This is a genomic window from Parasphingopyxis lamellibrachiae (assembly GCF_003385775.1).
GTDB lineage: Bacteria > Pseudomonadota > Alphaproteobacteria > Sphingomonadales > Sphingomonadaceae > Parasphingopyxis > Parasphingopyxis lamellibrachiae.
On the sequence record NZ_QRDP01000004.1, the window covers coordinates 733,623 to 758,229 of the forward strand.

Consider the following 24,607-nt stretch of genomic DNA (forward strand, 5'->3'; position numbering starts at 1 on the left):
AGGAGAAGGAGATCACCCCAAACGCTCCAGCGCCGCCCGCAACCGTTCGGCCTCGGCCGTCTTTTCCGCATGATCGGCACGCGCCTTGTCCACTGCTTCCGGCTTCGCCTTCTCAACAAATTGCGGATTGGAGAGCCGTTTGTCGAGCGATGCGACTTCCTTTTCGGCAGCTTCGAGGGCCTTGGCAAGCCGCGCTTTTTCAGCATCGAGATCGATCACGCCTTCCAGCGGCAACACATAAGTCGCCTCATCGACCGGGATCTGCGCTGCGCTGCCTTCGGGCGGGACATCGGTGCTGACGTTTTCGATACGGCCGACACGCGCCAGCGCAGCCGATTGCCGCTCCAGCCGTTCCAGTGTCCCATCCGAAGCGTCTCGAACATGAACCGTGAGCTTTGCGCCCGGCGGAATATTGAGTTCGGCCCGCGCAGTCCGGGTATCGCCGATCAGCTTGATCAGCCAGCCAATCTCGCTAGCGGCTTCCGCATCGACGTCCGCGCGCGGGTTGGGCCATTTGGCGACAATTATGTCGTATGAGCGTTCGCCCATCGCGTGCCACAACTCTTCAGTGATGAACGGCATGAACGGGTGGAGCATGACGAGAATCTGGTCGAGTACCCATCCGGCAACTTGCCGGCATTCTTCTGCCCCGTCGCCGTCCATCTCCGGCTTGATCAGCTCCAGATACCAGTCGCAGAATTTGTCCCAGACGAAATGGTAGACCGCATCCGCCGCACCGTCGAAGCGCAGATCGTCGAGTGCCTTGTTGAGGGCGTTCAGCGTTGTCACCGTCTCTGAGATGATCCAGCGGTTGACCGGCAGGGTTGCCTTGGGTGCGGCCAGCGTTGTGCTCGCACCGATCCCGTTGGACTGGCAGAAGCGCGCGGCGTTCCAGAGTTTGGTCGCAAAGTTGCGATAGCCTTCGACGCGCTTCTCATCCATCTTGATGTCGCGGCCCTGGCTTTCCATCGCCGCCATGAAGAAGCGCAGCGCGTCAGCGCCATACTGATCGATCAACCCGAGCGGATCGACGGTATTGCCCTTGGATTTGGACATTTTCTGCCCGTCCGCCGCGCGCACCAACCCGTGCAGATACAACGTGTGAAACGGCACCTCGCCCATCAGATGCAAGCCCTGCATCATCATCCGCGCATCCCAGAAGAACAGGATATCGAAGCCCGAGATCAGGACATTGTTGGGGTAATGACGTTTCAGGTCGTCAGTCTCTTCGGGCCAGCCCAAAGTCGCGAACGGCCAGAGGCCCGACGAGAACCAGGTGTCGAGAACGTCTTCGTCCTGCGTCAGTGAAACGCCCTCGCCCGCCTTGGCCTGCGCTTCGACTTCGTCGGCGGCGACATAGACTTCACCATTATCGCCATACCAGGCCGGAATCCGGTGCCCCCACCACAGTTGGCGCGAGACGCACCAGGGCTGGATATTCTCCATCCAGTTGAAGAAGGTCTTTTCCCAGCTCTTGGGCACGATATCGATCTCGCCGGACCGAACCTTGGCCATCGGCTCGACAGCCAGTTTCTCGGCATCGACATACCATTGATCGGTCAGCCACGGCTCGATCACGACATTGGAGCGATCGCCATAGGGCGTGACGATCACGCGATCCTCGACCTGTTCGAGCAGACCCGCCGCATCGATCAGCTCGACAACTTTCTTACGCGCATCGAAGCGGTCCATGCCGATCAGTTCGTCCGGGATCAATCCGTCCGTGGTCTGGCAGACCTTAGCGTCCGCATCGAGCATGTTGAGCATCTCGGCCGGCTTGAACCCGGCCCGCTTGCCGACATCGAAATCGTTGAAGTCATGACCCGGCGTGATCTTCACCGCGCCGCTGCCCAGTTCGGGATCGGCATGGTCGTCGGTTATGATCGGAACGAGGCGACCCGTGATCGGCAAGCGGACATTCTTGCCGACCATATCGGCATAGCGCTCGTCGCTCGGATGCACGGCGACGGCCATATCGGCAAGCATGGTTTCGGGGCGCGTCGTCGCAACGCTGATCGCGCCGCTGCCATCCTCCAACGGGTAGGAAAAATGCCAGAAATGGCCGTTGGTCTCGCTATTCTCGACTTCAAGATCCGAAATCGCGGTCTTGAGACCGGGATCCCAGTTTACAAGGCGTTTATCTCGATAAATGAGCCCGTCATTGTAAAGGTCGACGAACACCTTGGTGACGGCTTTGGTAAAGCCTTCGTCCATCGTGAAGCGCTCATTGCTCCAGTCCATCGAGCAACCGAGGCGGCGGAGCTGGCCGGTGATCTCACCGCCGCTCTCTTCCTTCCACTGCCAGACCTTTTCGATGAATTCCTCGCGCGAGAAATCGGTGCGTTTCTGCTGCTGTTCGTTAAGCTGCCGCTCGACGACCATCTGCGTCGCAATTCCGGCGTGATCGGTGCCGACCACCCACAGCGCGTCCTTGCCCAGCATCCGCTGATGGCGGACCAGAATGTCCTGCAACGTGTTGTCCAGCGCATGACCGATATGGAGGCTGCCCGTCACATTGGGTGGCGGGTTCACAATGGTGAAGGGCTCGCAGTCGTCTCGCTCAGGGCGAAACAATCCCTCCTCTTCCCAATGGCCATACCAGCGCGTCTCGATGGCCGCGGGATCGAAATGTTTGGGTAGTTCGGTCATAGCGATCAGCCGTTAGCAAGGCAGGTCGCACCGCGCTACAGGCATTTCATCGCTCAGGCGCGAAGGCTATGCCCTCGCGAGCGTGTTCTGGATCTGCTCGTCCAGTTCCTCGATCAGGAACGGCTTCAAAACGACATCATATTTGCCCAGGCTTTCCTGGGTTATCCGGTGATGTGGATATCCGCTGACCAATATCGTCGGAATGCCCGCCATCTCCTTTGCGAATTCGGCGATGTCGGCACCGCCGAGCTCACCCGGCATCACGACATCGGAAACGACAATATCGATTTCGGGATTGGTTGCGAGAACATCGAGCGCGGAGGTCGCATTCGAAGTGGCGATCACGGTGTAACCGGATTCCTGCAACAACTCCTGCATCACCTCGGCAACTTCGGCCTGATCGTCCACCAGCAGCACGGTGACTTGCATCGCGCGGGACTTCGCCTGGTCCACGCCGGCCAGTTTTTGGAGGAGTTTCGTAAAAGCCATATCCCCCAAACGAAATAGGGGACGACAAGTTCCGCCGAATCGTCAGCCGTCAGGAGGTCGTCGGCGGTATTTGCGCCGCCAACTGGTAGTCAGCAATTCCGTCTTATATTAAAATTATATATTTCAGTATTTTACGAGGCATCAAAAGCAGCGCAATGCGGCCGTTTATGGTTTCCGAACGGTTAGCGCCAGAGCATCTATTTTTTTGCCAAGCAGCGCTTGCACCATCATGCATCCAGAGCCGCCCGAATACGCGCGCCTAGCTCATCCATGCCGAAGGGCTTCAGGATGACGTTAAAGCGACCGAATTGATCGGAGGGGATCGCTTTGTCCGCATAGCCCGTCACAAGAACCGCTTTCAGGCCCATTTCCGTCTTGACCCGTTCGGCAAGTGCGGCCCCGTTCAGCGGGCCGGGCATGACGATATCGGTCAGCAGAAGATCGATATCTTTGTTTTCGCCAAGGATATCGAGCGCGCGCTGGGCGCTGTTTGCGAAAACGACGGAATAACCGAGTTCCTCAAGCATGGCCTGAGCCACCTGCGCGACTTCCTCCTGATCCTCCACCAGAAGTATCGTCTCGCTGCCGCCCTGTGTTTCGTTACCCGTCACAATCACCTCATTGTCAGCTTCATACTATCAACCACGGGTTAACCAATTGGTTCCTTTGTCACGTACCTTATTCCCCGTCTTCAGGCCCTTCGGATGCCGTCCATCGCGCCACCCAGTCATATACCGTCCGGTGCCATTGCAAGCTGTTGCGCGGCGCAAGAACCCAGTGGTTCTCATCCGGAAACACAAGCAGTTCCGACGCTATTCCCTGCCTCTGAAGGGCTGTAAAAGCCGCAAGGCTCTGGCTGTAGGGAATTCTGAAATCCCGTTCCCCGTGGACAACCAGCATCGGTGTCTGCCAGTTTTCGACATGATGAACCGGATTCCAGCGTTCATAGGCCGTTTCGCGTTCATGGTAGGGCCCGCCGAAATCCTGTTCGGGAAACCATAGTTCTTCGGTCGAATAATAGAATTGCCTGAGGTCGAAAATTCCGGCGTGATTGACGAGACAATCGAACCGGTCGGCCCAGTTGCCGGCAATCCAGTTCATCATATAGCCGCCATATGAGGCGCCCAGCGCGCATACGCGCTCACCGTCCATCCACGGATTCGCTGCGAGCACGGCTTCCAGGCCCAGCTGGAGATCGCGCAGCGGCTTTCCTCCCCAGTCATTGTTGATGCTGTCGGTAAAGGCTTGCCCATATCCGGTGCTGCCGTGGAAATCGATCGTCACCGCAGCATAGCCCTGCGCCGCCATTGCCGCGGGATTCCAGCGATAGGACCAGCTGTTGCTGAATGACCCCTGGGGTCCGCCATGCACAAACAAGGCCACAGGAACCCGTTCGCCCTCCGCCAGTCCCGCCGGCCTGAATATCTGGCCCCGGACTGTATCTCCCTGGGCGCCCCGGAACGAAAACTCCTCGCGAACCGGCATTTCAATTTCGGCAAGTCGTGCGCCATTTACATTGGTCAGTTGATCCATCGTACCGTCCGGCGTCAGGCGATACAGATCGGAGGGCGCAAGCGCGCTTGCCATGGTAACGACTAGCGATCCGTCCGACTGCGGCGATAGCGAGCTTATGCTGCCCGCGCCCGACACCCGTTCGATGGCGCCCCGGGCCAGCACATAGCGGAACACCGCCGTATCCAACCCCTCCTTGGCCACCATCCAGATGGACTGGCCATCCGGGGCCCAGGCAATCCCCTGCACGCTGCGGTCCCAATTCTGCGTCAGCGCGCGCGTCTCCCCAGTTACCAGGTCGCGCAGGTGCAGCACGGTGCGATCCGACTCATAGCCGGGCCGGGCCATTGCAACATAGGCCAGGTACCGTCCATCCGGCGACGGTGTCGGCAGGGAATCGAGCGCATCATTCTCCGCCGTTAGCAGTTCGGGCGCGCTCGATCCGTCCGCCGATACACGGTAGATGTCGAGATCGGTGGAAATGGGCTCGGTCGGTCCCGCCTCGCGCAACCCGAAGAACAGCGATGCGCCGGACGGATGCCAGGCAATTTCCTCGCCGCCGCCAAAGGGACGGCTTGGCGTATTGCCGTTCAGCGGGCGGGAAACAACCACGCCCTCCCCGGCCGCCACGCCCTCCGTCAGGGTGAAAGTTACGAGACGGGATTGGGTGTCGTCGTTCCAGCTGCCCCAGTGACGGACGAATATTTCATCGTAAATCCGGCCGCTTCCCGCATGGTCAGCATCCGGCGCGTCGGGGCAACTTGTTTGCCCGCAATCACGCGCTTCATCGAACCAGAGTGCAATCCGTTCGCCGCCGGGCGCAATACTGAAACCGGCGACATCCGCCTCGACATCGGTCACCTGGAGCGCATCGCCCTCTCCCAGTGGCGCGCGCCAGACCTGACTGGTACCGCTGCGGTCGGACAGAAAATAGACGGTCGCTCCATCGGCTGAGAAAACCGGTGCGCTTTCATTCGATGCAGCCGACGGCCGCCAGCGTTCAGGGGCAGCGGCGGGTTCGCGCAAATCCAGTACCCACAGGTCACGATGCCGTCCGTTCGCGTCCAGGTCGGTCTCGCTCAGGGAAAAGAGAAGCGTTGCTCCGTCCGCTGAGACGGTGCTGCCGCCAAGCCTGTTCAGCTGCACCAGATCTTCAGGCGTAAAGTTGCGCGCGTTGGCCGGAGCGAAAATGAGCAAAGCGGCCGACAGAAGACCAAGTCTGGTGAATCGGTTCATGGACCAAGTGATAGCGCAGTCACCGGCTTGCGCAACCGTACTTACCCCCGGTTTGCAGCAATCCTGGCAATTTCGCGGGCGACCATTTCTTCAACCAGGCCGGGAAGATTTTCGTCGATCCAGTCCTTGAGCAACGGGCGCAGCATTTCGCGGACCAGGCCCTCAAGCGGATGGGCGTCATCGCCGCCGCCTGCATCGTTCACCGGATTGGCAATAGCTGAAAGAGCCGCCAGGGCAGCCTGGCTCGCCTTGACCGTTTCGTCCGCGGCCAGCGGCTCTGCATCGCACCCGCTGTCACCGCACGGTTCGGGTTCCGGTTCGCACTGGTCTGTCAGTTCGAGGATATCGGCGGCGGCGTGCACGGAACGCTGCTCGGGGTCGGCGGGTTCCGCCTGCCGTCTCCGGGAGCGTGCATCGTGCTCGGAAACGGCTGTCTCGCCATCTTCCGCGATGATCTTTTTGATGGAAGCCAGTATCTCTTCCATCGTCGGTTCATGGTTAACGTCGCCCATCAGCGCGACATGCCTCAATTTTCCGGGGTTGTCACCACTCGTTCGGCATTATCGACGGTGCGTGTCGATTGAGTCACAGGGCGCGGATCGTCGTTCCAGTCGAACCACTGATTGTCGACGCGGCGGTAATTGACCGCCGGATCGTAAAACGCGCCACCGTCCAGCCCGAGGTCCTGCGCCTCAGCCTTGCCCATCGCCGCCAGCAGGTTGAAGCCGGCCACATAGGCGTTGCGCCGCGCCGTCACGAGATCGACCTGGCTGTTCAACAGTTCCTGTTCGGCATTAAGAATGTCCAATATCGTCCTCAAACCGACTGAATTTTCGGCCCGGACACCTTCAAGCGCCAGCTCATTGGCCTCGACTGCCGTTTCGGTCGCCTCGATCACCTGTAAAGACGCCCGATAACGGGAAAAGGCGGCGCGAACATCGGCAACCACCGCGCGCTCGGTAGCGATCACGGTTTCCATCGCCTGAACGCGCTGCGCCTGTGTCTGGCGCACCCGCGCCGCAGGCCGGCCGCCCTGATAGATGGGCAGGGTCGCCCGCAGCCCCACTGTTGCGGTGGTTTCTTCCTGAACGAACTGGTTGCCGATCGGTCCACCCAGCGTGTTCAAATAGTTGTTGTAATTGCCGCGCGCAAAGGCTTCGAGCTGGGGCAGCCGCGCGCCGCGCGCCGCTGCTATGTCGCGCCGTGCCGCTTCAGCATTGCGCTGGGCCGAAATCAGATCGGGATTGTGTACGATGGCGATGTCTTCGGCCGCATTCGGCGAATTCGGCAACGCAGGCAAAGGCGGCGGCGGGTCCAAGTTTTCCGGCCATTCACCGACGAGCCGCAGATAATTTTCTTCGGCGGCCGCCAGTTCCGCTTGCGCCGTTTCCAGATTGCCGCGCGCAGTCGACAGCCGCGCTTCGGCCTGGGCGACGTCCGTGCGCGTAAGATCGCCGATCTCGAAACGGTCGCTGGTTGCCTGCAGATTGGTGTCGAGCACGCGCACCTGGTTCGCATTGAGTTCGACGATATTCCGGTTGCTGATCACATCGAGATAGGCGCCAACGACCTGGGCAAACAGATTGGCCTCGGTCGAGCGCAGATCGGCCTGCCCGGCTTCTACCCGCTGGCGCGCCGCCTGGATTCGATTCCTCACCGCGCCGCCCTGATAGATCGGTAATGTCGCATCGGCCTGGGCGCCGGTGATCCGGCTCGGCGCGGTAAAGCTGTTCGCCGAAGTGCGGACATTCTCATTGTAAAAACCCGACACGCTGACCGAAGGTCGACCGTCGGCCAGGGTTAGCGGGACATTCTCGTCATTGGCCCGCTGCCCTGCCCTGGCGGCATTGAGGGTCGGGTTGGTCTGATAGGCTTGCATCAATGCGTCACGCAGGGTTTCGGCCGATGCCGGCGCAGACAGCATGAAGGCGGCCGAAGCTGCGCCGATAAAAAGGATGTTCGCTTTGGCCGCCATGGTCATTTTCCTAAAAAACAAATTCTGCCGGGCGTTCGAAACCCGGAAGTGAAGCCGATTGTGCATCGGTAAAGGCTGCGGTTCCGAACGCGCTGCCATGCTTGCGCCCATAGACGAGCCGGGTGATGCCATCTTCGATCAGACCGGCCACAAGCCGGCCGTCGTCCGCGAGCTGGTCGATTATCGCTTCGGGCAGATGCTCGATCGCTCCGTCGAGCAGAATGGCGTCATAGGGCCCACCCTCAAGCCAGCCATCGGCCAGCGCGCCCTGCACCTGTTCGACATTGGTATAGGCGGCCAGAGCTTCGGCACCGAGCGCAGCGAGCGCGGTTTCTTCTTCAAGCGCGACCACTGATTTGGCGAGCTCTGCACACAGCGCTGCCGTATAGCCGCCACCCGAACCGATCACGAGCACATGGTCTTCCGGAGTCAGGGCAAGCTCTGTCAGCAACCGTCCGGTCGCCATCGGCAGGTTCATCCGCCTGCCATTCCCGATCGGCACAAGCATATCGGCATAGGCAAGTGTCGCCTTGTCTTCCGGCACGAAGCGCTCGCGCGCGACCGCCGCCATCGCCCGTACGACAAGGGGATCGTCAACCGCCGTCGTGCGCAGCTGGCTTTCCACCATCGCCAATCGCATCGCTTCGAAATCGTGACTCATAATCGGTGTGACCTTGCTGATTGCCTTTAACCTGTCCGCTGCTGTCTTATATGTGCAATACAGCTGCGTCAACGCTGCCTTCTATAGCCAATGGCTATTAAGGCCAACCATCCTGTTACAAGCTTTCGACGAAACTGCCGTTGTGCTTGACAGATTGCCGCAGCTTGCCCATTTGCGCGCGTCTCGATTGTCTCCCCGGGGCCCGATGGCGGAGTGGTGACGCAGCGGATTGCAAATCCGTGTACGCCGGTTCGATTCCGGCTCGGGCCTCCACCTTTTCTACGGAACGACGGTTCCGAGCCCTGTCAGGCCTTGGCAAACCAGATAATGTGATGGGCGCCGCGCCCGCCGCCACGGGCCCTGACACGCACTTCCTCTACAATGAACCCGGTATCGCGCAGCCGTTTCGCAAAGCGCGGATGCGGTGCTGCCGACCAGATAGACAACAGGCCGCCGGGGCGCAGCGCAGCCTTGGCGGCCTGCAACCCTTTCCGGTCGTAAAGGCCCTCATTGCATTCATGGGTCAGACCATCCGGGCCATTGTCCACGTCGAGCAGGATCGCATGATAGGCGCCGCGATTGGCCCGAATCATATCGCCAACATCGGCGATACGGATATCGACGCGGAAATCATCGAGCGAACCGCCCGAAATCTCCCCCATCGGGCCTCGTGCCCAATCTACCACCTCTGGAACGAGTTCGGCGACTGTCACCTGCGCATCCGGCCCAAGGCTCGCCAGAGCGGCCCGGAGCGTAAATCCCATTCCGAGCCCGCCGATCAGCAGATGTGGCTCAGAAACACCTGACAGGCGGTCTAAGCTCATTGTTGCAAGCGCCTCTTCGGATCCGCTGAGACGGCTGTTCATTAACTCGTTCGCGCCGAGCATGATCGAGAATTCATCGCCTCGCTGCATTAACCGCAATACCCCGCCACCCGGGATTTCGGCAGTGTCGATAAGGGTACGGGTCAGCATGGGCTGGCGTCAGTCGCGCTTGGGCGGCAGTGGAAAGAAGCTGCTCGTGCGGCGGACATAATCCTCATATTCGGGCTTGGAGCGTTTGAGGCGACGTTCAAGCAAGGCCGCACCGCTCCATTTGACGAGCAGATAGGTCATCACCGCCGGGCCGATGAAACTGGCCAGCCCGAGCGTCGTCTCGGCTGCAATGAGGAAAAGCCCCCACCAGACACAGGTGTCGCCGAAATAGTTGGGATGGCGGGTGTAGCGCCACAGACCTTTGTCCATAACACCGCCGGCTCCCTGTGCCTTGAAGCGCGCAAGTTGCCAGTCGCCTATCGTCTCGAACAGGATGCCGATGATCGCGAGTCCCGCACCGATCCACCCAACCACGCCAATCGATGCCGGTTCCGAGGGGATCGAGCCGAGCTGAATCGGCAGAGATACGATCAGCAACAAAGCGCCTTGCAGCAGGAACACCATGCGCAAACTGAACCGGTGCGGATAGGGTTCAGCCTTACCGAGCATGGCTAGATACCTGCCATCCGGGCCCTCTTTTCTCCAACGCCAGAAGAGATAGGCCGCAAGCCGCGTCCCCCAGATAGCGGTCAACACCAGGATCAGCAGCCGCCGTTCGTCCGAACCGCCTTCGGTCATGCAATAGGTAACGCCGGCGATAATGACGAAACTGAAGCCCCAGAAACTGTCGATGAAGCTAACATCCTTGATCGCGATGCTGATCAGCCAGAGCAGTATCAACACAGTGAATATGACGGCGGCATTGACCGCGAATAGCGATACTATGGAATCCATGATTATTGCGTCCCCAGCTCCAGTCCAGTCGCGATGATATGCTGTTTCGATCCGTGCTTGGCCAGTGCGATGTTCACCGGCCCTGGAACGGGAACGCGCGTTTGAAGATCAAGACGAACGAGGTGTAGGATTGCACTTCCGCAAGGCGGCCGCCAGCTTCAACGTCGGCAGCGGACAGGTTTAAAAGGCGGGCTATGGCCGATTGTGTTTCGGCTTGCCCTTATTCTTTCCTTTGCGCTTGTTCTTGCCTTTATACGACTTGGGTTTGTGATGCCCGGTTTTCGGCCCGCCGCTGCGATGATTCCGCCTGTTTCCGCGATCGGGCGGAGGGCCGGCGGAGGGAATGATCGCGATATTATCTTCTTCGCCGTGCTCACCCTCTTCCTTTGCTACGGTGCGCTTCAGCGCTGCGGCGAACTTCTCTGCCGATTCCTGCTTGATCTCGAAAAAGGTTTCCCCGGGCAGGATTCGGATCGCGCCGACTTCATCCTTGGTTACATGGCCTCGGCGGCAGAGCAGCGGGAGCAGCCAGCGGGGTTCGGCATTGTGTTTTCGCCCCACGCTCATCCGGAACCAGACGGTATTCTCGAATCCCGGACGCGGGGTGTCACGGCGCGAGTCCGGATTTTTGGACTTGCCCAGCATCTCTTCTGCAACCGGCATTTTCGACCGGTGTGCCTGAACCAGAGCTATGGCAATATCTTCGGGGCTGCGCTCGGCCAGAAGCCGCTCGGCAAGCGCCCGATCCTCGTCATCGCCGTTCACCGGTTCCAGCAATTGCGTCACCAGCCTTTCGCGATCGTTGGCGCGAATGGTTTCGGGGGTTGGCGGATCGATCCAGTCGACAGGGATCTTCGCCCCGCGCAGCATCGATTCAACGCGCTTGCGCCGTTGATAGGGCACGATCAGGACGGCTGTCCCCTTCTTGCCTGCCCGGCCCGTGCGACCGGAGCGATGCTGGAGCGTCTGCGCATCGCGCGGCGTTTCGACATGAATGACGAGGCTGAGTGTCGGCAGATCGAGTCCGCGTGCGGCCACATCGGTTGCCACACAGACCCGGGCGCGCTTGTCCCGCAAGGCCTGCATCGCCTGATTGCGCTCGCTCTGGCTGTGTTCACCAGACAAGGCGACGGCAGAGAAGCCGCGCTCGATCAGGCTGGAATGCAGGTGCCGGACGCTGTCCCGTGTGCCGCAGAACAGCATTGCCGATTCCGCTTCATGAAAACGCAGCAGGTTAACGGCGGCATTTTCGATATCGGCCGGGGCAACGACCATCGCCTGATAGCTGATATCGCCATGGCCCCGATCTTCGCCGACCGTGGAGATGCGCAAGGCATCACGCTGATAGCGTTTGGCGAGATTGATGATCGGCTTGGGAATCGTTGCAGAGAAGAGCAAGGTGCGGCGCTCGGGCGGCGTTGCATCGAGGATTTCCTCAAGGTCCTCACGAAAGCCCATATCGAGCATTTCATCGGCCTCATCGAGGACAACCGCGCACAGCCCGGAAAGGTTGAGCGCACCGCGTTCCAGATGATCGCGCAGCCGGCCCGGCGTTCCCACGACGATATGCGCGCCTTGGTTGAGCGCACGACGTTCCTTGGACGGGTCCATGCCGCCGACACAGGTCGCAATCCGCGCACCGGCCTTGCCATAAAGCCACATCAGCTCCCGGCTGACCTGCAGGGCCAGTTCGCGGGTCGGCGCAATCGCTAGCGCCAGCGGCAGACGCGTTTGCGCGGCCCTGCCATCCTCACCGAGCAGCAGCGGTGCCATAGCGAGGCCGAAAGCGACAGTCTTGCCCGAGCCGGTCTGCGCGGAAACGATCAGATCGCGCCCTTCCGCTTCGGATTCGAGGACGGCGGCCTGAACCGGCGTGGGTGTGACATAGTCGCGCGCAGCCAAGGCTTCGGCGAGCAAAGGGGGCAATTTTGAAAAGGGCATGGCGCCCCCTTGGCCTGTTGGCCGCCGGGAGCAAGCTTTATTTGCATGAAGCAGGTTCGGGATTTGCGTGAAAGCGATGTGGCCAGGCGCCGATTTTCCGTATAGGCGGCGCCGCGATGATCAATTTCAGCAACATCAAAGTGCGCCTTGGCGGTACCGTGATTCTCGACAGCGCGACCGCTGCGCTGCCGCCCGGCGCGAAGATAGGGCTGATCGGACGCAACGGCGCCGGCAAATCGACGCTGATGCGCGCGCTGACCGGCCAGCTTGAGCATGACGACGGCTCGATCGACATGCCGAAAGACACGCGGATCGGCTATCTGGCGCAGGAAGCTCCTGCCGGTCGGCAATCTCCGCTGGAAACCGTACTCGCCGCCAATGAAGAGCGTGAGGCCCTTCTCGCTGAAGCCGAAGCAGCGACCGATCCGCAAAGGATCAGCGATATCCATGAGCGGCTGAACGCGATGGACGCCCATGCCGAGCCTGCGCGCGCAGCCCGGATCCTCAGCGGCCTCGGCTTCGATGAAGAAATGCAGGCGCAGCCGCTGGAGAGTTTTTCAGGTGGATGGCGGATGCGCGTCGCCCTCGCCGCGCTGCTTTTTGTCGAGCCCGATATGCTAATGCTCGACGAGCCGTCGAACCATCTCGATCTCGAGGCAACGCTCTGGCTGGAGAATTTCCTGCGCGACTATCGCGGCACGATGCTTGTCATCAGCCATGAACGCGATCTCCTTAACAAAGTCGTCGACCATATCCTGCATCTCCAGGGTGGTAAGACCAGGCTCTACCCGGGCAGCTATGATGCGTTCGAGCGGCAAAGCGCCGAACAGGCAGCTCAAGCCGCCGGCATTCGCGCCAAGCAACAGGCGGAACGGGACAAGCTACAGGCCTTTGTCGATCGCTGGCGCGCCAAGGCGCATGCCGCAAAACAGGCACAGAGCCGGATGAAGGCGCTCGCTCGTATGGCCCCGGTCGAAGCCGCCGTTGAGGATCCGACACTGGTGTTCGGTTTTCCCAGTCCCGGCGAGATGAAACCGCCGATGATCCTGCTTGAGGATGCATCGGTCGGTTACGAGGAAGGCAAGCCGATCCTCTCGCACCTTTCCCTGCGGATCGATCCGGAAGACCGGGTCGCGTTTCTCGGACGGAACGGCAATGGCAAGACGACGCTGGCGCGCCTGATTGCCGGACAACTCGATCCGATGGATGGCGAGATCGCCGTTTCGGGCAAGACCCGCGTCGGCTATTTCACCCAGTATCAGGTCGAAGAACTCGACGGTGCCGACACTCCGCTCGATCATATGACGCGAGTTATGCCAGATGCGAAGCCCGGGGCTGTGCGAGCCCAGCTCGGCCGGTTCGGCTTTTCGGGCGATAAGGCGATCATGGAAGTGCGCAAGCTATCGGGCGGCGAGCGCGCGCGGCTGGCATTGGCACTGATCACGCGAGACGCCCCTCACCTGCTGATCCTCGATGAGCCAACAAACCATCTGGACGTCGACGCCCGCGAGGCGCTGGTGCAAGCGCTCAACGACTATTCCGGCGCCGTCGTCATCGTCAGCCATGACCGACACATGCTGGAGCTGACGGCCGATCGGCTCGTTCTTATCGACGATGGTACCGCCACGGAATATGACGGCTCGATCGACGATTATACCGATTTCGTTCTTCGCAAGAACGAACCGGCTCCCGAGGCGAAATCCGGCGCGCGGAAAAACGCCAAACAGGCGCGCAAGGAAGCCGCCGAAGCCCGCAAGAAAACGCAGGATCTCCGAAAGACAGCCAAAGACGCTGAAACGCTGATCGCGAAACTCGAAAAGGAGCGTTCGGCCATCGACCATGCGATGTTCGCTCCTGACGAAGCAAAGGGCGATCTTGCAAAACTGACGATGACCGAACTCATGGTGAAGCGCGCAGCGCTGGACGAGAAGATTGTCGAACAGGAAGACGCATGGGCAGCGGCGCAGGAAACGCTGGAAGCGGCAACGGCAAGCTAGTGGGTTAGGCCATCAGTGCCAGTACCGCAAAGCTCGCCAGCCAGTGTTCGCCCATATAATCACCCTCGACATGCGGCAGGCTGACCGCAAGATGCCGTTCGGCCAGTTCGTGCGCCTGCGCCGCCCCTTCTGCCGGCAACGCATCCGCAATGCTTCGCCAACACCAGGCCCGGCTTAGATTGCAGCCGTCAAGATGCGCGATCTTGCCATCGCTGCGGTCGGAAGGTGCAGCCGGGGTGAACAGGCTTGTCGGTTGGCCAATATCAAGGCGCGGCAGGAATGCTGCGAACCACTCGCCGAAATCCGCCTTGCCCAGAACGGTGCGCATGCAAAGTGCCTCGATCATCGCGGAGGAGAGAAACTCGTCACCACCCGGTTCCCAGGCCTGGCAGTCCCGGTCCATGCCATAATAGAATCCGGCCCGTTCATGGATCAATCCGAGCAGGTCAGGGTCGTTTTCCTCGGCCCAACCATGGGCGAGCACGAGCGCGAAGGCCGTGTTGTAATGAGTGCCTGTACGGATCGGATAGCCCTGTTTGGGCAGGAACAGTTTGAGCCGCTCGCCAAATTCGCGGGCCAGTGGCTCAAGGTTTGCAACCCAGTCGCGATCCGTGTGCAGGGCTGCTTCGCGGTGCAAAGCCAGCAGCCAGGCCCACCCATAAGGCCGCTCGAATCCACCCGAATATTCGCGCTCGAGATAGGCCAGCTCCACCGCGACCTTATCTTCGGTCAGCATCGTATCGGCCAGTTTCTCGACATCCGCCGCAAAAGATTCTTCGGGATGAAGCCGCCGCAGGGTCAGCAGCATCCAATAGCCATGGACGCAGCTGTGCCAGTCGAAACTGCCATAGAAGATGGGATGCAGCGCCTTGGGCGTTTGCGCGTCCTCCGGGCCGTTCAGCACATGATCGAGTTTGTGCGGATATTGCTGCGTGACATGGCCAAGCGCGATGCCGGCAAATTTTACGGCGAGGTCAGCTGTCAGTCGGGGTGTGAGATCGTGTTCCATCAGAAGGCCAGAAAGTAGATGAGAAGGATGTTGCAGGCCAGCAGTGGTATCGCCGTCCAGACTTGCATGCGGATCACGCCATACTGATCCTTGAGCTCAAGCAGCGCCGCCGGGACGATATTGAAGTTCGCCGCCATCGGCGTCATCAGCGTCCCGCAGAAGCCCGCAAGCATACCGATCGCCCCGATCACCGGCGCATAGCCGCCATAATCCTGAACCAGGATCGGAATGCCAATCGCCGCTGCCATGACCGGGAAAGCGGCAAAAGCATTGCCCATCACCATGGTAAAGAGTGCCATGCCGAGAGCGTAGATCAGGACGGCGATAAAGATGCTTCCATCGGGGATGATCCCGCCAGCTATCTGCCCGATCACATCGCCCACCCCGGCCAGCGCGAAAACGGCACCGAGCGCAGCCAGCATCTGCGGCAACACGGCGGCCCAGCCAATCGAATCCATCAACCGCCTGCCCTCGTCGATAGGCGCAAGAAGCGGCGGACGGAGCCAGGCCATGCAGACGGCAAGGGCGATCAATACACCCAGCCCCAGCAGGATCAGCGTTACCCAGCGGGCCTCGAACAGCCCGGACTCGCCGAGCGGTGTGTAATTATAGAGGATCGTACCGGCAAAAGCGGTGACCGGAATAATCAGCGCCGGCAGAAAGAGCTTGTTGCCGAGTTTTTCGGAAAGACCGAACCTTTCTTCGAGTGATGTGGTCGGCGGATCGCCCCGGCCCAACGCACCAATGCCCGCCAGTCCGACCAGCAAGAGCACAAGAATACCGTTGAGAAAATCACCGAGATAGCCGCCAAAAAAGAAGCTGATTGCGAGCAATCCCCAGAAAGCCGCATTGCCGAAACGCTTGCCATTGTTCCGATCGACCGCGCTGAGCAGCGCAAACAACGTGAAGGCGATCCCGGCAAGGATGTAGAGCCAGTCGAGCGTAATCATTTGCCGTGCCTACCGATCGAGCGATCGAACATCAGCAAGCGCGTGCCATGAATGATGAAGGCGCAGATTGCGGTCGGGATCGCCCAGACCGATAGCTGGAGCGGCGTCAGCTCAATACCGTAAGTCTGGAATATTCCCTGGATCAGCAGGATCGACGCAATGGCGACGAAGATGTCTTCGCCAAAAAACAGGCCGACATTGTCGGTCGCTGCGGACATGCCGAGTACTTTTTCACGCGTCTTCTCATCCAGCTTGCCATGCGTTTTTTCCGCTGCGGCCTCGGCCATCGGCGCAACGAGCGGGCGGACGGTTTGGGCCGGACCGGCGACCGATGTCAGGCCCAGCGCCGCCGTTGCCTGACGGAAGAAAAGATAAAGCAGGAGGAGCCGTCCCATCGTCGCCCCGCGCATCTTCTCGATCACCGCGCGGGCACGCTGTTGCAGGCCATAACGCTCGAGCAGGCCAATCACCGGCAACACGATCCAGACGACGCTGATATAGCGGTTGTCATTGAACGCCGCGCCAAAGGCAGAGATGACTTCGCCCAATCCGAGCCCGCCGAGCAGCCCTGTCGCCAGCGCAGCTATCGTTACAACAAGCAGAGGGTTGAGTTTCAGCGCGAAGCCGATGACCACGACGAGAATGCCGGATAGGACCAGATACTCACTCATTCACTTTCCCCATATCCGCCGCCACCCGGTGTTTCGATCACATAGACATCGCCCGGCGCCATCGCCGTCGACGCGGTTGCCGGCAACTCTTCCCGGCTGCCATCCACGCGCACCACATAGTTGCGGCCCGCCTTTGCATTGCCGCCGCCCGCGATGCCCTGTGGTGGAATGCTGCGTCGGTTGGCGAGCATGTTTGCCTGCATGGCTTCGAGGAACCGCACGCGGCGGATCGTGCCATCCCCGCCCCGGTGCCTCCCCTCGCCTCCCGAGCCGGGCCGGACTGCAAAATTTTCCAGGAGTACCGGCAACCGGGCTTCGAAAATCTCCGGATCAGTCAGACGGCTGTTGGTCATATGCGTCTGGACAGCGCTGGTACCGTCATGGTCGAGGCCTGCGCCGGACCCACCGGCGATGGTCTCGTAATATTGATAGGTGCCGTTGCCGAAGGTGAAATTGTTCATCGTGCCCTGCGAAGGCGCGAGCCGGCCAGTCGCTGCAAACAGGGCGTCGGTGACGACCTGGCTCGTTTCGACATTGCCCGCAACAACCGCCGCCGGATACTGCGGATGGAGCATCGAACCTTTAGGAACGATCAGCTCGATCGGCCTGAGACAGCCGTCGTTCATAGGAATCGCATCGTCGATCAGGGTGCGCAGGACATAGAGGGTCGCGGCGCGCGTAATCGAGTAGGGCGCGTTGAAATTGTCAGGCTGCTGCTCGCTCGTGCCGGTAAAATCGATGGTCGCCGCGCGGGCTTCATGATCGACGGAGATGGCGACGGACACATGCGCGCCATTGTCCATCTCATAGGTGAAGGCGCCGTCGCTCAGCTTTTCGATCAGTCGCCGCACGGCCTCTTCGGCATTGGCGAGGACGTGATCCATATAGGCGGCCACGACATCACGGCCATATTCGCCCGCGATACGCACCAGCTCTTCCGCTCCGCGCGTGCAGGCGGCGAGCTGCGCCTTGAGATCGGAAATATTGCGATCCAGGTTGCGCGCCGGCCAGTCGCCAGCGCCGAGAATAGCGCGCATTTGGGCCTCGAGAAACCGCCCCTCGTCAACCATCAGGACATTGTCGAGCAATACACCTTCTTCGGTAATGGAGCGGCTGTTCGACGGCATCGAGCCCGGTGCAATTCCGCCGATATCGGCATGGTGCCCGCGCGCCGCGACAAAGGCGGCTGGCCTATCGTCGCCCGGATGAAAAACCGGAATGATAACCGTAATGTCAGGCAGATGCGTGCCCCCGCGATAGGGCGCGTTGAGCACATAGGCATCGCCGCGCCGGATACCGCGACCGTCCGCCGCTTCCCCATTCTCCCCCGGGCCGCGCGCCTCGATAATCGTCCGGATACTGTCGCCCATGGATCCGAGATGGACGGGAATGTGCGGGGCGTTGGCGATCAGCGCGCCGTTCGCATCGAACAGCGCACAGGAAAAATCGAGACGCTCCTTGATGTTCACCGAACTGGCCGTGCTTTGCAGCGCAACCCCCATCTCCTCGGCAATCGCCATAAAGAGATTGTTGAAGATTTCGAGCATCACCGGATCGACATCGGTGCCTATCGCATGGGCGTCATCCCGCGCGACTGCTCGGGTCAGGATCAGATTGCCATGCGCATCCGCTTCGGCCTGCCATCCCGGTTCGACAAAAGTAGTCGCCGTATCCTCAACGATCGTCGCGGGCCCCGGCACGGCCTTTCCCGGTGCAATCGCGCCGCGGGAGACAACCGGCGGTGTACCCGGTTCTCCATCCTCGGGCTCGGGGTGTTGCAGGTTGGCGGCTGTTTGCGCGGCCGCGAACCCTTTGTCGGTATGACCAACCGCTTCGGCAACAAGCGTTTCGACGATCACATCGGCCTTGCTATCGACATAGCCATATCGCGTTTTGTGAAGGGCCTCGAACGCGGTGCGCATCTGCTCAGGCTTGGCAAGCGGGATATCTAGCGTGCTGTCGCTTCCGGAATAGCGCAGCGCCACACGCCGTGTGAGCGCAATGTCCTCCCGGTCAACGCCCTGCTCATGCACGGCCGTTTCGGCCTCGTCGGAGAGCGCGGCCATAGCCTCTTCGAAATCCGCCCCAAGCGGCTGGCCGAATGTCACCTCGCGGAGCACCGTGACATCGGCCAAACCGATACCATAGGCGGACAGCACTCCTGCAAGCGGATGTATCTGAACGCGCTCAATGCCGAGCCTGTCCGCAACAAGGCAGGCATGTTGCCCGCCAGCCCCGCCAAAACATTGCAGCGTATAGTTGGTGACGTCATGGCCGCGCGCTATCGAGATTTTCTTGATCGCATTAGCCATATTGTCGACCGCGATACGGATGAACCCACTGGCAATTTCATCCGCCGTCATGCGTTGACCCGTCGCCGCCTCGACTTTTGCCGCAACTTCGGCAAGCCGCTCGGCGACCATGGCCGGGTCGATCGGTTCATTGCCATTGGGTCCGAAGACATGTGGAAAGGCTTTGGGATTGATCTTGCCCAGCGCCACATTGCAGTCGGTGACCGTCAACGGGCCGCCGCGCCGATAACAGGCCGGGCCAGGAACAGCGCCGGCGCTGTCCGGACCGACCCGGAACCGGCCCCCGTCGAAATCGCAGATCGACCCGCCACCTGCAGCTACGGTGTGGATCTGCAGCATGGGCGCCCGGATTCGGACACCCGCGACGACAGTTTCGTTGGTTCGCTCATACTGTCCGGAAAAATGGGATACGTCGGTGGAGGTTCCGCCCATGTCGAACCCGATGATATGGTCGTATCCGGCCTGTGCCGCCGTTTTCGCCATACCGACGATGCCGCCCGCCGGGCCCGAAAGAATCGCATCCTTGCCGCGAAATGCATGGGCATCGGCGAGCCCGCCGCTCGACTGCATGAACTGGAGCCGGGGGCCATCCCCAATTCCATCCACAACCGTATCCACATAACGGCGGAGCACCGGCGAAAGATAGGCATCCACCACGGTCGTATCGCCGCGCCCGACCAGCTTGATCAGCGGCGCGACTTCATGGCTCACGGATATCTGCGTGAAACCGACATCGCGCGCGATCTCCGCCAACTTCGCTTCATGATCCTGATATTTCCAGCCATGCATAAGCAGGATCGCGATGGCCCGATAGCCATCCGAGTAAGCCGCTTTGAAACCGGCCCGCGCGGCAGCCTCATCCAGCGCGGTTTCGATGGTCCCGTCAACGCGGATGCGTTCGTCGACCTCGATCACATGATCGTAGAGCTGGCTGGGCAGCACAATATGGCGCGCGAAAATCTTCGGCCGAGCCTGGTAACCGATCCGCAGGGCATCGCCGAAGCCGCGCGTGACGGCCAGCGCAACCCGCTCGCCCTTGCGTTCGAGGAGCGCATTGGTCGCAACCGTTGTCCCCATTTTCACGCTCGCGATCGGGTCGTCCTCATGCCGCTCGCGCAGCCGCTCGATCGCCGCAACGGCTGCATCTTCATATTGTTCGGGATTTTCCGAGAGCAGCTTTTCGACGTGCAGGCGGCCGTCCGGCGCCAGGGCTATTACATCGGTAAATGTTCCACCGCGATCAATCGCGAAACGCCACGCCCTCTCCATCTGCGCCTTCAAACAGGCTGACGCGGGGAATACAAGCCGTCAGATTGCATAGAGGCGGGACAGACCGGTAAAAAAGGCAGTCGACGAGAAACGCGTCTGCGCCTGTTCGGATGATTTTCGCGCGACTTGCGCCATCCAGGCATCGTCAGCGAGCATAGCTCTGCTCCTCACGACAAGCGCGTCGACATCGTCCGGCGGAACCAGCGCACCGGTTTCGCCGTCGCGAAAAGTTTCGCCCACGCCGCCCACATCGAAAGCGGCGATCGGCACGCCTGAAAACTGCGCTTCGATCAGCACATTGGGCAAGCCTTCGGTTTTCGAAGTCATCCAGAGCAGGTCCATCGCCGCCAGATAGTCGGGCACATTCTCGACCTGCCCCGGCATATGGAGCGATGCGGAAAGCCCGGCATCGGCAAAGCGCGCCGTAACCGCTTCGCGCAGCGGTCCATCGCCTACCATCAGGAATTGCGCCCGCGGTTCCTGCCGGGCAAGCGCGATAGCCGCCTCTGCCCAGAGCAGCGGCTGCTTCACCGCTGCAAAGCGCATCACGGCTCCGACAACCAGAGCATCCGCCGCGAGCCCCAGCCGGTTTTTGGCGGCCACCTTGTCGGGTGTCGGCGATACCCAGTCGAACCCGTTATAAAGGACGGCAAAACGCTCATCCTGAGGCACGCGCCACCATTTTACATAGCCTTTGGCGGCAGCCTCGGCGCAGAATATTGTTGTCACGTCCGATCGCGTCCTGAGCTTCCGGTACGCGGCGGGATAGGCGGCTATGGGCTCCGCGCGGCCGGATCGCGGCACCTCCGGCGCATGATGGAAATGGACGATGATCTTTGGGCAACCGGCAACCAGGCCCGCATAAGCCGCCAGCAAACCGGTCAGGTCGTTCCACGCATGGATCACGCTGGGCCGGGTTTCACGGATGTGATCGTGGAGTTTCTGCGCGCGCGCTTTCCAGCTTCCCGGCAGGAGCGAAAAGGGCATTTCCGCTGTACCCTCGCGATCCAGCCGAAGGACATTATCAGCCGTCACGCCTGCCTCTTCAGCATAAAAGGCCGACGGCGCACCATCGGCATAATCGAGCAGCGCAAGATCCACCCGGTCGAACGCACCGCTGTCCGAAAAATGCCGATAGGCCCGGGCAAGCATCCGCTCCATCCCGCCGCAACCCAATGTATTGCCGACCATCAGCAGCCGGTTTTCAGGCGCATAGAGGTGGCGATCGGCGGGCCCCCGCTCGAGCAGCCAGTCAAACGCATTTTCCAGCGGCTCCCTGGCGGCGGCCTCTCCTGCAAGTTGGCGCAGTGCTTCGCGCTCCGCCGAAGGCGCGCCGAAATCGGCGGCCGACAGAATGGCAGCGTCGTCCAGCCAGCGATCGCGCTCGGCCGCAAGACGGGCAAGCCGACGGCGGATTTTCGCCCGTTCCTTTGCCCGGCCCGAGCGCGCATGGGCTTCCAGCAGCAGCAATCGAGCAAGAGCCGGGTAACCAAGTCCGCGATACAGCCGGGCATCGGCAAGCGCCCTTTCCTGTCCCGGTAGAGCGCTAGCAGTGAATTTCTGGATCGCATCGCGAAACAGGGCGTCGTTTCGATCGAGACCGGCTTTCAGAAGGCCGAGAATGGCCCAGTGCAATGCCGCCGGCGACGATTTTCGGTCTATCAGGTGCTGCACATAACCGCGGAGCAACGCCATGTCCTTCGCGTCGAGCATGGCGGCGATCTGTTGTGACACCCGTGTCGGTTTCGGCGTACCGAGCCTCGCGAATACCGAAGGCCGCCCAGACTGTGTCGGCGATGAGAAATCGATGGGAGGCAGCAGTTCGGCAAGCGGGTGCATATCGCGGAAAGCGGCAACAGCGTCCTCTACAGCGGAAAAGTCGAACAGGGGCTCGACCGGGTCTTCATCGATATCGCCGCCGTTCACCAAAGCTATCAGAAACTCGGGTATTTCCGTCATTTGCCCGAGCATATGATCGGCAATACCCCGACGACCAAGATGCAACCCAGCCTCGGCAATGCAAGCCGCCGCTAGCCGGTCATGCTCTCCGCTGCGGAAAACATCACGCCACAGCGCTATCGCATCGGACCAGCGGCGCAACTGGCTCGCCATGGCAGCTGCGGCGAACGCTCCATCTTGCGGCAATGGCCGGCGGCCTGTCATCGGCGACCGACTAGCCGGGCAAAACGAGATCGCCACCGAGCCGCCCAGCCCGCAGTGCGATATAGCCGGTCGATCTCCCGGCTGCTGCGCTCTGCCTGCCGCTCTAGGTCCCGCTCATGTCGGGCTTTCAGGGCAGCCTCGCGCCCGGCCCGTATCCGTTTTTCGCTCTTCAGCCGGTCGATTTCGGACCAGGCTTTCGCCGTCTTCGCCCGCCAGCACGCGGCTTCCCGCTCGGTTGCACCGAGTGCAGGTTGTTCGGACGGGGAGAGATAATAGGCGCCGGTAACCAGTGGCAGCGCCTCGCACATCGCCGATTCAAGCGCCGCGGTAATCTGGGCGCGAAGGTCGGAGACTGTTTGGATGTCGGCGCCCGTAAGCGCCGCATTTAGATAGCCCGCCTCTATCCAGTAAAATTCAGCGATCGGCGTCTCGTCGCTCGCCGCTTCGTTCACACCAAAAACGGACACCGGCAGCATGACCGTTCGCATGGCCTGCACCTGCAACACCGCGAGCCTATCGTGCACCAGTTCCAGCGCAGGCGCAAAATCCTCAATTCCATGAAAGGCAAGCTGCAGATAGCGCGCCCGCTCGCGGCTCATTTCCGCTCGAAAAACCTCCACGATATGCTGTGCGTTGCGCCCATCGACGATATGGAGATTTTTGTTCGCGCCGAGCCTCTCCATCGCCTCATGAGCAACTGTATCGAGACAAAAAACGGTCGTCGGCAGCCCGCCATCGCCCCAGTCGGGCGCATCTTCCGCATCGCGTATCGCCGCCAGCGCTTCCGCATCGGCAAACCAGTATCGCCGGGCAATCGGTGTGGTCGCATTCGTCATTCGCCCTCACCCAGCAAGGCCCGGTGATAGAGCGCACCATTGGCATCAGCATCGAAATGCGCCGCCGCATGGCTCAGCGCTTGCTCCCGCGACGCGGTAAAAAGCGCCGGATCGTCATGCCAACGGATAATCGCTTCCGCTATGCCCCGTGGATCAAGATCGACGAGTTCCACGCCATCCTCAGTTCCGAAATCCCGGGCAAACAGGCCTTGCGACAGGATCGCCGGAAGCCCGCACGTCATCGCTTCCATCACAACCTGCGGGAAACCTTCGGATCGTGCAGGCAACAACAGTGCGTCGTGATCGCGATAAAGGCCGGGAAGCGCGGCATAATCGTGAAACCCCAGATAGCGCCGGTTGCCCTCTTCGCGCGCGGCGAAATCGCCGGCGATTGTGAATGTCAGGTCCGGCCGTTCCTCGGCGAGGATCGCGGCTGCGGCTTCGATCAGATCGATACCCTTTTCTTCACTGTCCCGGCCGACGAAGAGGATATGGTCGCAGCGTTCCGGCGCCCCGGCGCGCGGAGAAAAATGCGCACGATCCACGCCCCGGCGGCAAATTCGAATTTTGGAAGAGTCGGAAACGAGCGTTTCCGCCCGCGCACGCTCCGTCCCGCCCATCACGATCACCGTTCGCGCCGCTTCCGCGGCATAGCGCTCCTGCGCCATGAGAGTGCCGTGAAAAGCGGTAGCGGCAACCGGCCTTCCCTGGGCCTCCTGCACCGCCATTTGCGTGGCGATATCGTTCCCGGCAATCCGATAGACGAAATCCACGCCTGCCGCCCGGGCAGCCCTAGCGAGAGCAAAATTATAGCCGATCATCCGTCCGTTGAGGGTGCTCACAATGTCCGGCGCATGTTCGGCAATTGCTGCACCATAATCGGCCGCAAGCATGTCGGCCGCATGCTCGCCGGCATCATCCAGCGCATCGATCCGCACGAAGCGCGCACCATGTTCCGTTTCCAGACGCCGGCGATAAATATCGTCTTCGGGCGGAAGATCGCGCATCAGCAGCGTGACGGCCGCCTGTTCGTGCAGATTGCCTAGCAGGCTGGGATATTTGTAACTGCCGCGGATTTCCCAGTCGCGCAGGTTGTGCGCGGCATAGGCCGGTTCGAAAAAGGCGATGTTCGTCACGATACGGGGACTGTGCGCAAAAGCGGCGGCGG

The 24,607-nt window shown here is 60.9% G+C and carries 18 protein-coding genes and 1 tRNA gene; 2 read left to right on the forward strand and 17 right to left on the reverse strand.

The genetic code is table 11. From position 1 onward, the window contains the following. Positions 1-12: 12 nt before the first annotated feature. The 7 genes from DFR46_RS03735 to DFR46_RS03765 form a co-directional block, all read right to left on the reverse strand. Entirely contained in the window at positions 13-2,649 is a 2,637-nt protein-coding gene (locus DFR46_RS03735) for a valine--tRNA ligase (RefSeq protein WP_116235229.1), read from the reverse strand. Between the two features lie 66 nt (positions 2,650-2,715). Then, complete coding sequence (locus tag DFR46_RS03740) at positions 2,716-3,138, reverse strand: response regulator (protein WP_116235230.1); 423 nt, start codon at positions 3,136-3,138, stop codon at positions 2,716-2,718. 227 nt (positions 3,139-3,365) lie between these two features. Then, on the reverse strand, positions 3,366-3,749 hold the full coding sequence (locus DFR46_RS03745) for a response regulator (RefSeq protein WP_162843386.1): 384 nt from the start codon (positions 3,747-3,749) through the stop codon (positions 3,366-3,368). Positions 3,750-3,816: 67 nt separating this feature from the next. After that, a complete protein-coding gene (locus DFR46_RS03750; RefSeq protein WP_116235232.1) occupies positions 3,817-5,886 on the reverse strand; it encodes a S9 family peptidase in 2,070 nt (689 codons plus the stop codon). A 41-nt stretch (positions 5,887-5,927) separates the two neighbouring features. Further along, a complete protein-coding gene (locus tag DFR46_RS03755; protein WP_116235233.1) occupies positions 5,928-6,398 on the reverse strand; it encodes a DUF2497 domain-containing protein in 471 nt (156 codons plus the stop codon). Positions 6,399-6,412: 14 nt separating this feature from the next. Beyond that, the gene (locus DFR46_RS03760; RefSeq protein WP_245953656.1) at positions 6,413-7,861 is read right to left on the reverse strand and encodes a TolC family outer membrane protein; all 1,449 of its coding nucleotides are present in this window, start codon (positions 7,859-7,861) and stop codon (positions 6,413-6,415) included. Between the two features lie 10 nt (positions 7,862-7,871). Next, positions 7,872-8,522 (reverse strand): protein-L-isoaspartate O-methyltransferase family protein, encoded by a 651-nt coding sequence (locus DFR46_RS03765; protein ID WP_116235235.1) that lies wholly within the window; start codon positions 8,520-8,522, stop codon positions 7,872-7,874. A gap of 199 nt (positions 8,523-8,721) precedes the next feature. Here DFR46_RS03765 and DFR46_RS03770 point away from each other — a divergent pair. Beyond that, positions 8,722-8,795, forward strand: a tRNA-Cys gene (locus DFR46_RS03770). Between the two features lie 32 nt (positions 8,796-8,827). Here the strand turns inward: DFR46_RS03770 and DFR46_RS03775 are convergent. The 3 genes from DFR46_RS03775 to DFR46_RS03785 all read right to left on the reverse strand — a co-directional run bounded on the left by DFR46_RS03775 (position 8,828) and on the right by DFR46_RS03785 (position 12,232). Next, the gene (locus tag DFR46_RS03775) at positions 8,828-9,496 is read right to left on the reverse strand and encodes a spermidine synthase (protein ID WP_116235236.1); all 669 of its coding nucleotides are present in this window, start codon (positions 9,494-9,496) and stop codon (positions 8,828-8,830) included. Between the two features lie 9 nt (positions 9,497-9,505). Next, on the reverse strand, positions 9,506-10,291 hold the full coding sequence (locus DFR46_RS03780) for a DUF1295 domain-containing protein (RefSeq protein WP_116235237.1): 786 nt from the start codon (positions 10,289-10,291) through the stop codon (positions 9,506-9,508). A 192-nt stretch (positions 10,292-10,483) separates the two neighbouring features. Beyond that, entirely contained in the window at positions 10,484-12,232 is a 1,749-nt protein-coding gene (locus DFR46_RS03785; RefSeq protein WP_116235238.1) for a DEAD/DEAH box helicase, read from the reverse strand. Between the two features lie 116 nt (positions 12,233-12,348). On the opposite strand from DFR46_RS03785, the gene DFR46_RS03790 reads away from it, so the two are divergent. Next, positions 12,349-14,229, forward strand: a complete 1,881-nt coding sequence (locus tag DFR46_RS03790; protein WP_116235239.1) for an ABC-F family ATP-binding cassette domain-containing protein — start codon at positions 12,349-12,351, stop codon at positions 14,227-14,229. A 4-nt stretch (positions 14,230-14,233) separates the two neighbouring features. Here DFR46_RS03790 and DFR46_RS03795 read toward each other — a convergent pair whose 3' ends face one another. Genes DFR46_RS03795 through DFR46_RS03825 form a run of 7 tightly spaced genes read right to left on the reverse strand, consistent with a single transcriptional unit; the run spans position 14,234 to position 24,575 of the window. After that, positions 14,234-15,238 (reverse strand): DUF2891 domain-containing protein, encoded by a 1,005-nt coding sequence (locus DFR46_RS03795; protein ID WP_116235240.1) that lies wholly within the window; start codon positions 15,236-15,238, stop codon positions 14,234-14,236. Next, entirely contained in the window at positions 15,238-16,188 is a 951-nt protein-coding gene (locus DFR46_RS03800; protein ID WP_116235241.1) for a DUF979 domain-containing protein, read from the reverse strand. Before DFR46_RS03800 ends, DFR46_RS03795 begins: the two co-directional genes overlap by 1 nt. After that, positions 16,185-16,859 carry a DUF969 domain-containing protein gene (locus DFR46_RS03805; protein ID WP_116235242.1) on the reverse strand — a complete coding sequence of 225 codons (675 nt, stop codon included), beginning with the start codon at positions 16,857-16,859 and terminating at the stop codon, positions 16,185-16,187. Before DFR46_RS03805 ends, DFR46_RS03800 begins: the two co-directional genes overlap by 4 nt. Further along, the gene (locus tag DFR46_RS03810) at positions 16,856-20,440 is read right to left on the reverse strand and encodes a hydantoinase B/oxoprolinase family protein (protein ID WP_116237133.1); all 3,585 of its coding nucleotides are present in this window, start codon (positions 20,438-20,440) and stop codon (positions 16,856-16,858) included. Before DFR46_RS03810 ends, DFR46_RS03805 begins: the two co-directional genes overlap by 4 nt. Positions 20,441-20,479: 39 nt before the next feature. Next, complete coding sequence (locus DFR46_RS03815; RefSeq protein WP_116235243.1) at positions 20,480-22,603, reverse strand: glycosyltransferase; 2,124 nt, start codon at positions 22,601-22,603, stop codon at positions 20,480-20,482. Further along, positions 22,600-23,439, reverse strand: a complete 840-nt coding sequence (locus DFR46_RS03820; protein WP_116235244.1) for a hypothetical protein — start codon at positions 23,437-23,439, stop codon at positions 22,600-22,602. Before DFR46_RS03820 ends, DFR46_RS03815 begins: the two co-directional genes overlap by 4 nt. After that, positions 23,436-24,575, reverse strand: coding sequence for a glycosyltransferase (locus DFR46_RS03825; RefSeq protein ID WP_116235245.1), 1,140 nt, complete (start codon positions 24,573-24,575; stop codon positions 23,436-23,438). Before DFR46_RS03825 ends, DFR46_RS03820 begins: the two co-directional genes overlap by 4 nt. Positions 24,576-24,607: the final 32 nt, after the last annotated feature.

What these genes read in the sequence shown, in the direction of transcription:
- DFR46_RS03735 (WP_116235229.1), bottom strand. Translation starts at nt 2,649, where the DNA reads ATGACCGAACTACCCAAACATTTCGATCCCGCGGCCATCGAGACGCGC.
- DFR46_RS03740 (WP_116235230.1), bottom strand. Translation starts at nt 3,138, where the DNA reads ATGGCTTTTACGAAACTCCTCCAAAAACTGGCCGGCGTGGACCAGGCG.
- DFR46_RS03750 (WP_116235232.1), bottom strand. Translation starts at nt 5,886, where the DNA reads ATGAACCGATTCACCAGACTTGGTCTTCTGTCGGCCGCTTTGCTCATT.
- DFR46_RS03755 (WP_116235233.1), bottom strand. Translation starts at nt 6,398, where the DNA reads ATGGGCGACGTTAACCATGAACCGACGATGGAAGAGATACTGGCTTCC.
- DFR46_RS03760 (WP_245953656.1), bottom strand. Translation starts at nt 7,861, where the DNA reads ATGGCGGCCAAAGCGAACATCCTTTTTATCGGCGCAGCTTCGGCCGCC.
- DFR46_RS03765 (WP_116235235.1), bottom strand. Translation starts at nt 8,522, where the DNA reads ATGAGTCACGATTTCGAAGCGATGCGATTGGCGATGGTGGAAAGCCAG.
- DFR46_RS03775 (WP_116235236.1), bottom strand. Translation starts at nt 9,496, where the DNA reads ATGCTGACCCGTACCCTTATCGACACTGCCGAAATCCCGGGTGGCGGG.
- DFR46_RS03780 (WP_116235237.1), bottom strand. Translation starts at nt 10,291, where the DNA reads ATGGATTCCATAGTATCGCTATTCGCGGTCAATGCCGCCGTCATATTC.
- DFR46_RS03785 (WP_116235238.1), bottom strand. Translation starts at nt 12,232, where the DNA reads ATGCCCTTTTCAAAATTGCCCCCTTTGCTCGCCGAAGCCTTGGCTGCG.
- DFR46_RS03790 (WP_116235239.1), top strand. Translation starts at nt 12,349, where the DNA reads ATGATCAATTTCAGCAACATCAAAGTGCGCCTTGGCGGTACCGTGATT.
- DFR46_RS03795 (WP_116235240.1), bottom strand. Translation starts at nt 15,238, where the DNA reads ATGGAACACGATCTCACACCCCGACTGACAGCTGACCTCGCCGTAAAA.
- DFR46_RS03800 (WP_116235241.1), bottom strand. Translation starts at nt 16,188, where the DNA reads ATGATTACGCTCGACTGGCTCTACATCCTTGCCGGGATCGCCTTCACG.
- DFR46_RS03805 (WP_116235242.1), bottom strand. Translation starts at nt 16,859, where the DNA reads ATGAGTGAGTATCTGGTCCTATCCGGCATTCTCGTCGTGGTCATCGGC.
- DFR46_RS03810 (WP_116237133.1), bottom strand. Translation starts at nt 20,440, where the DNA reads ATGGAGAGGGCGTGGCGTTTCGCGATTGATCGCGGTGGAACATTTACC.
- DFR46_RS03815 (WP_116235243.1), bottom strand. Translation starts at nt 22,603, where the DNA reads ATGACAGGCCGCCGGCCATTGCCGCAAGATGGAGCGTTCGCCGCAGCT.
- DFR46_RS03820 (WP_116235244.1), bottom strand. Translation starts at nt 23,439, where the DNA reads ATGACGAATGCGACCACACCGATTGCCCGGCGATACTGGTTTGCCGAT.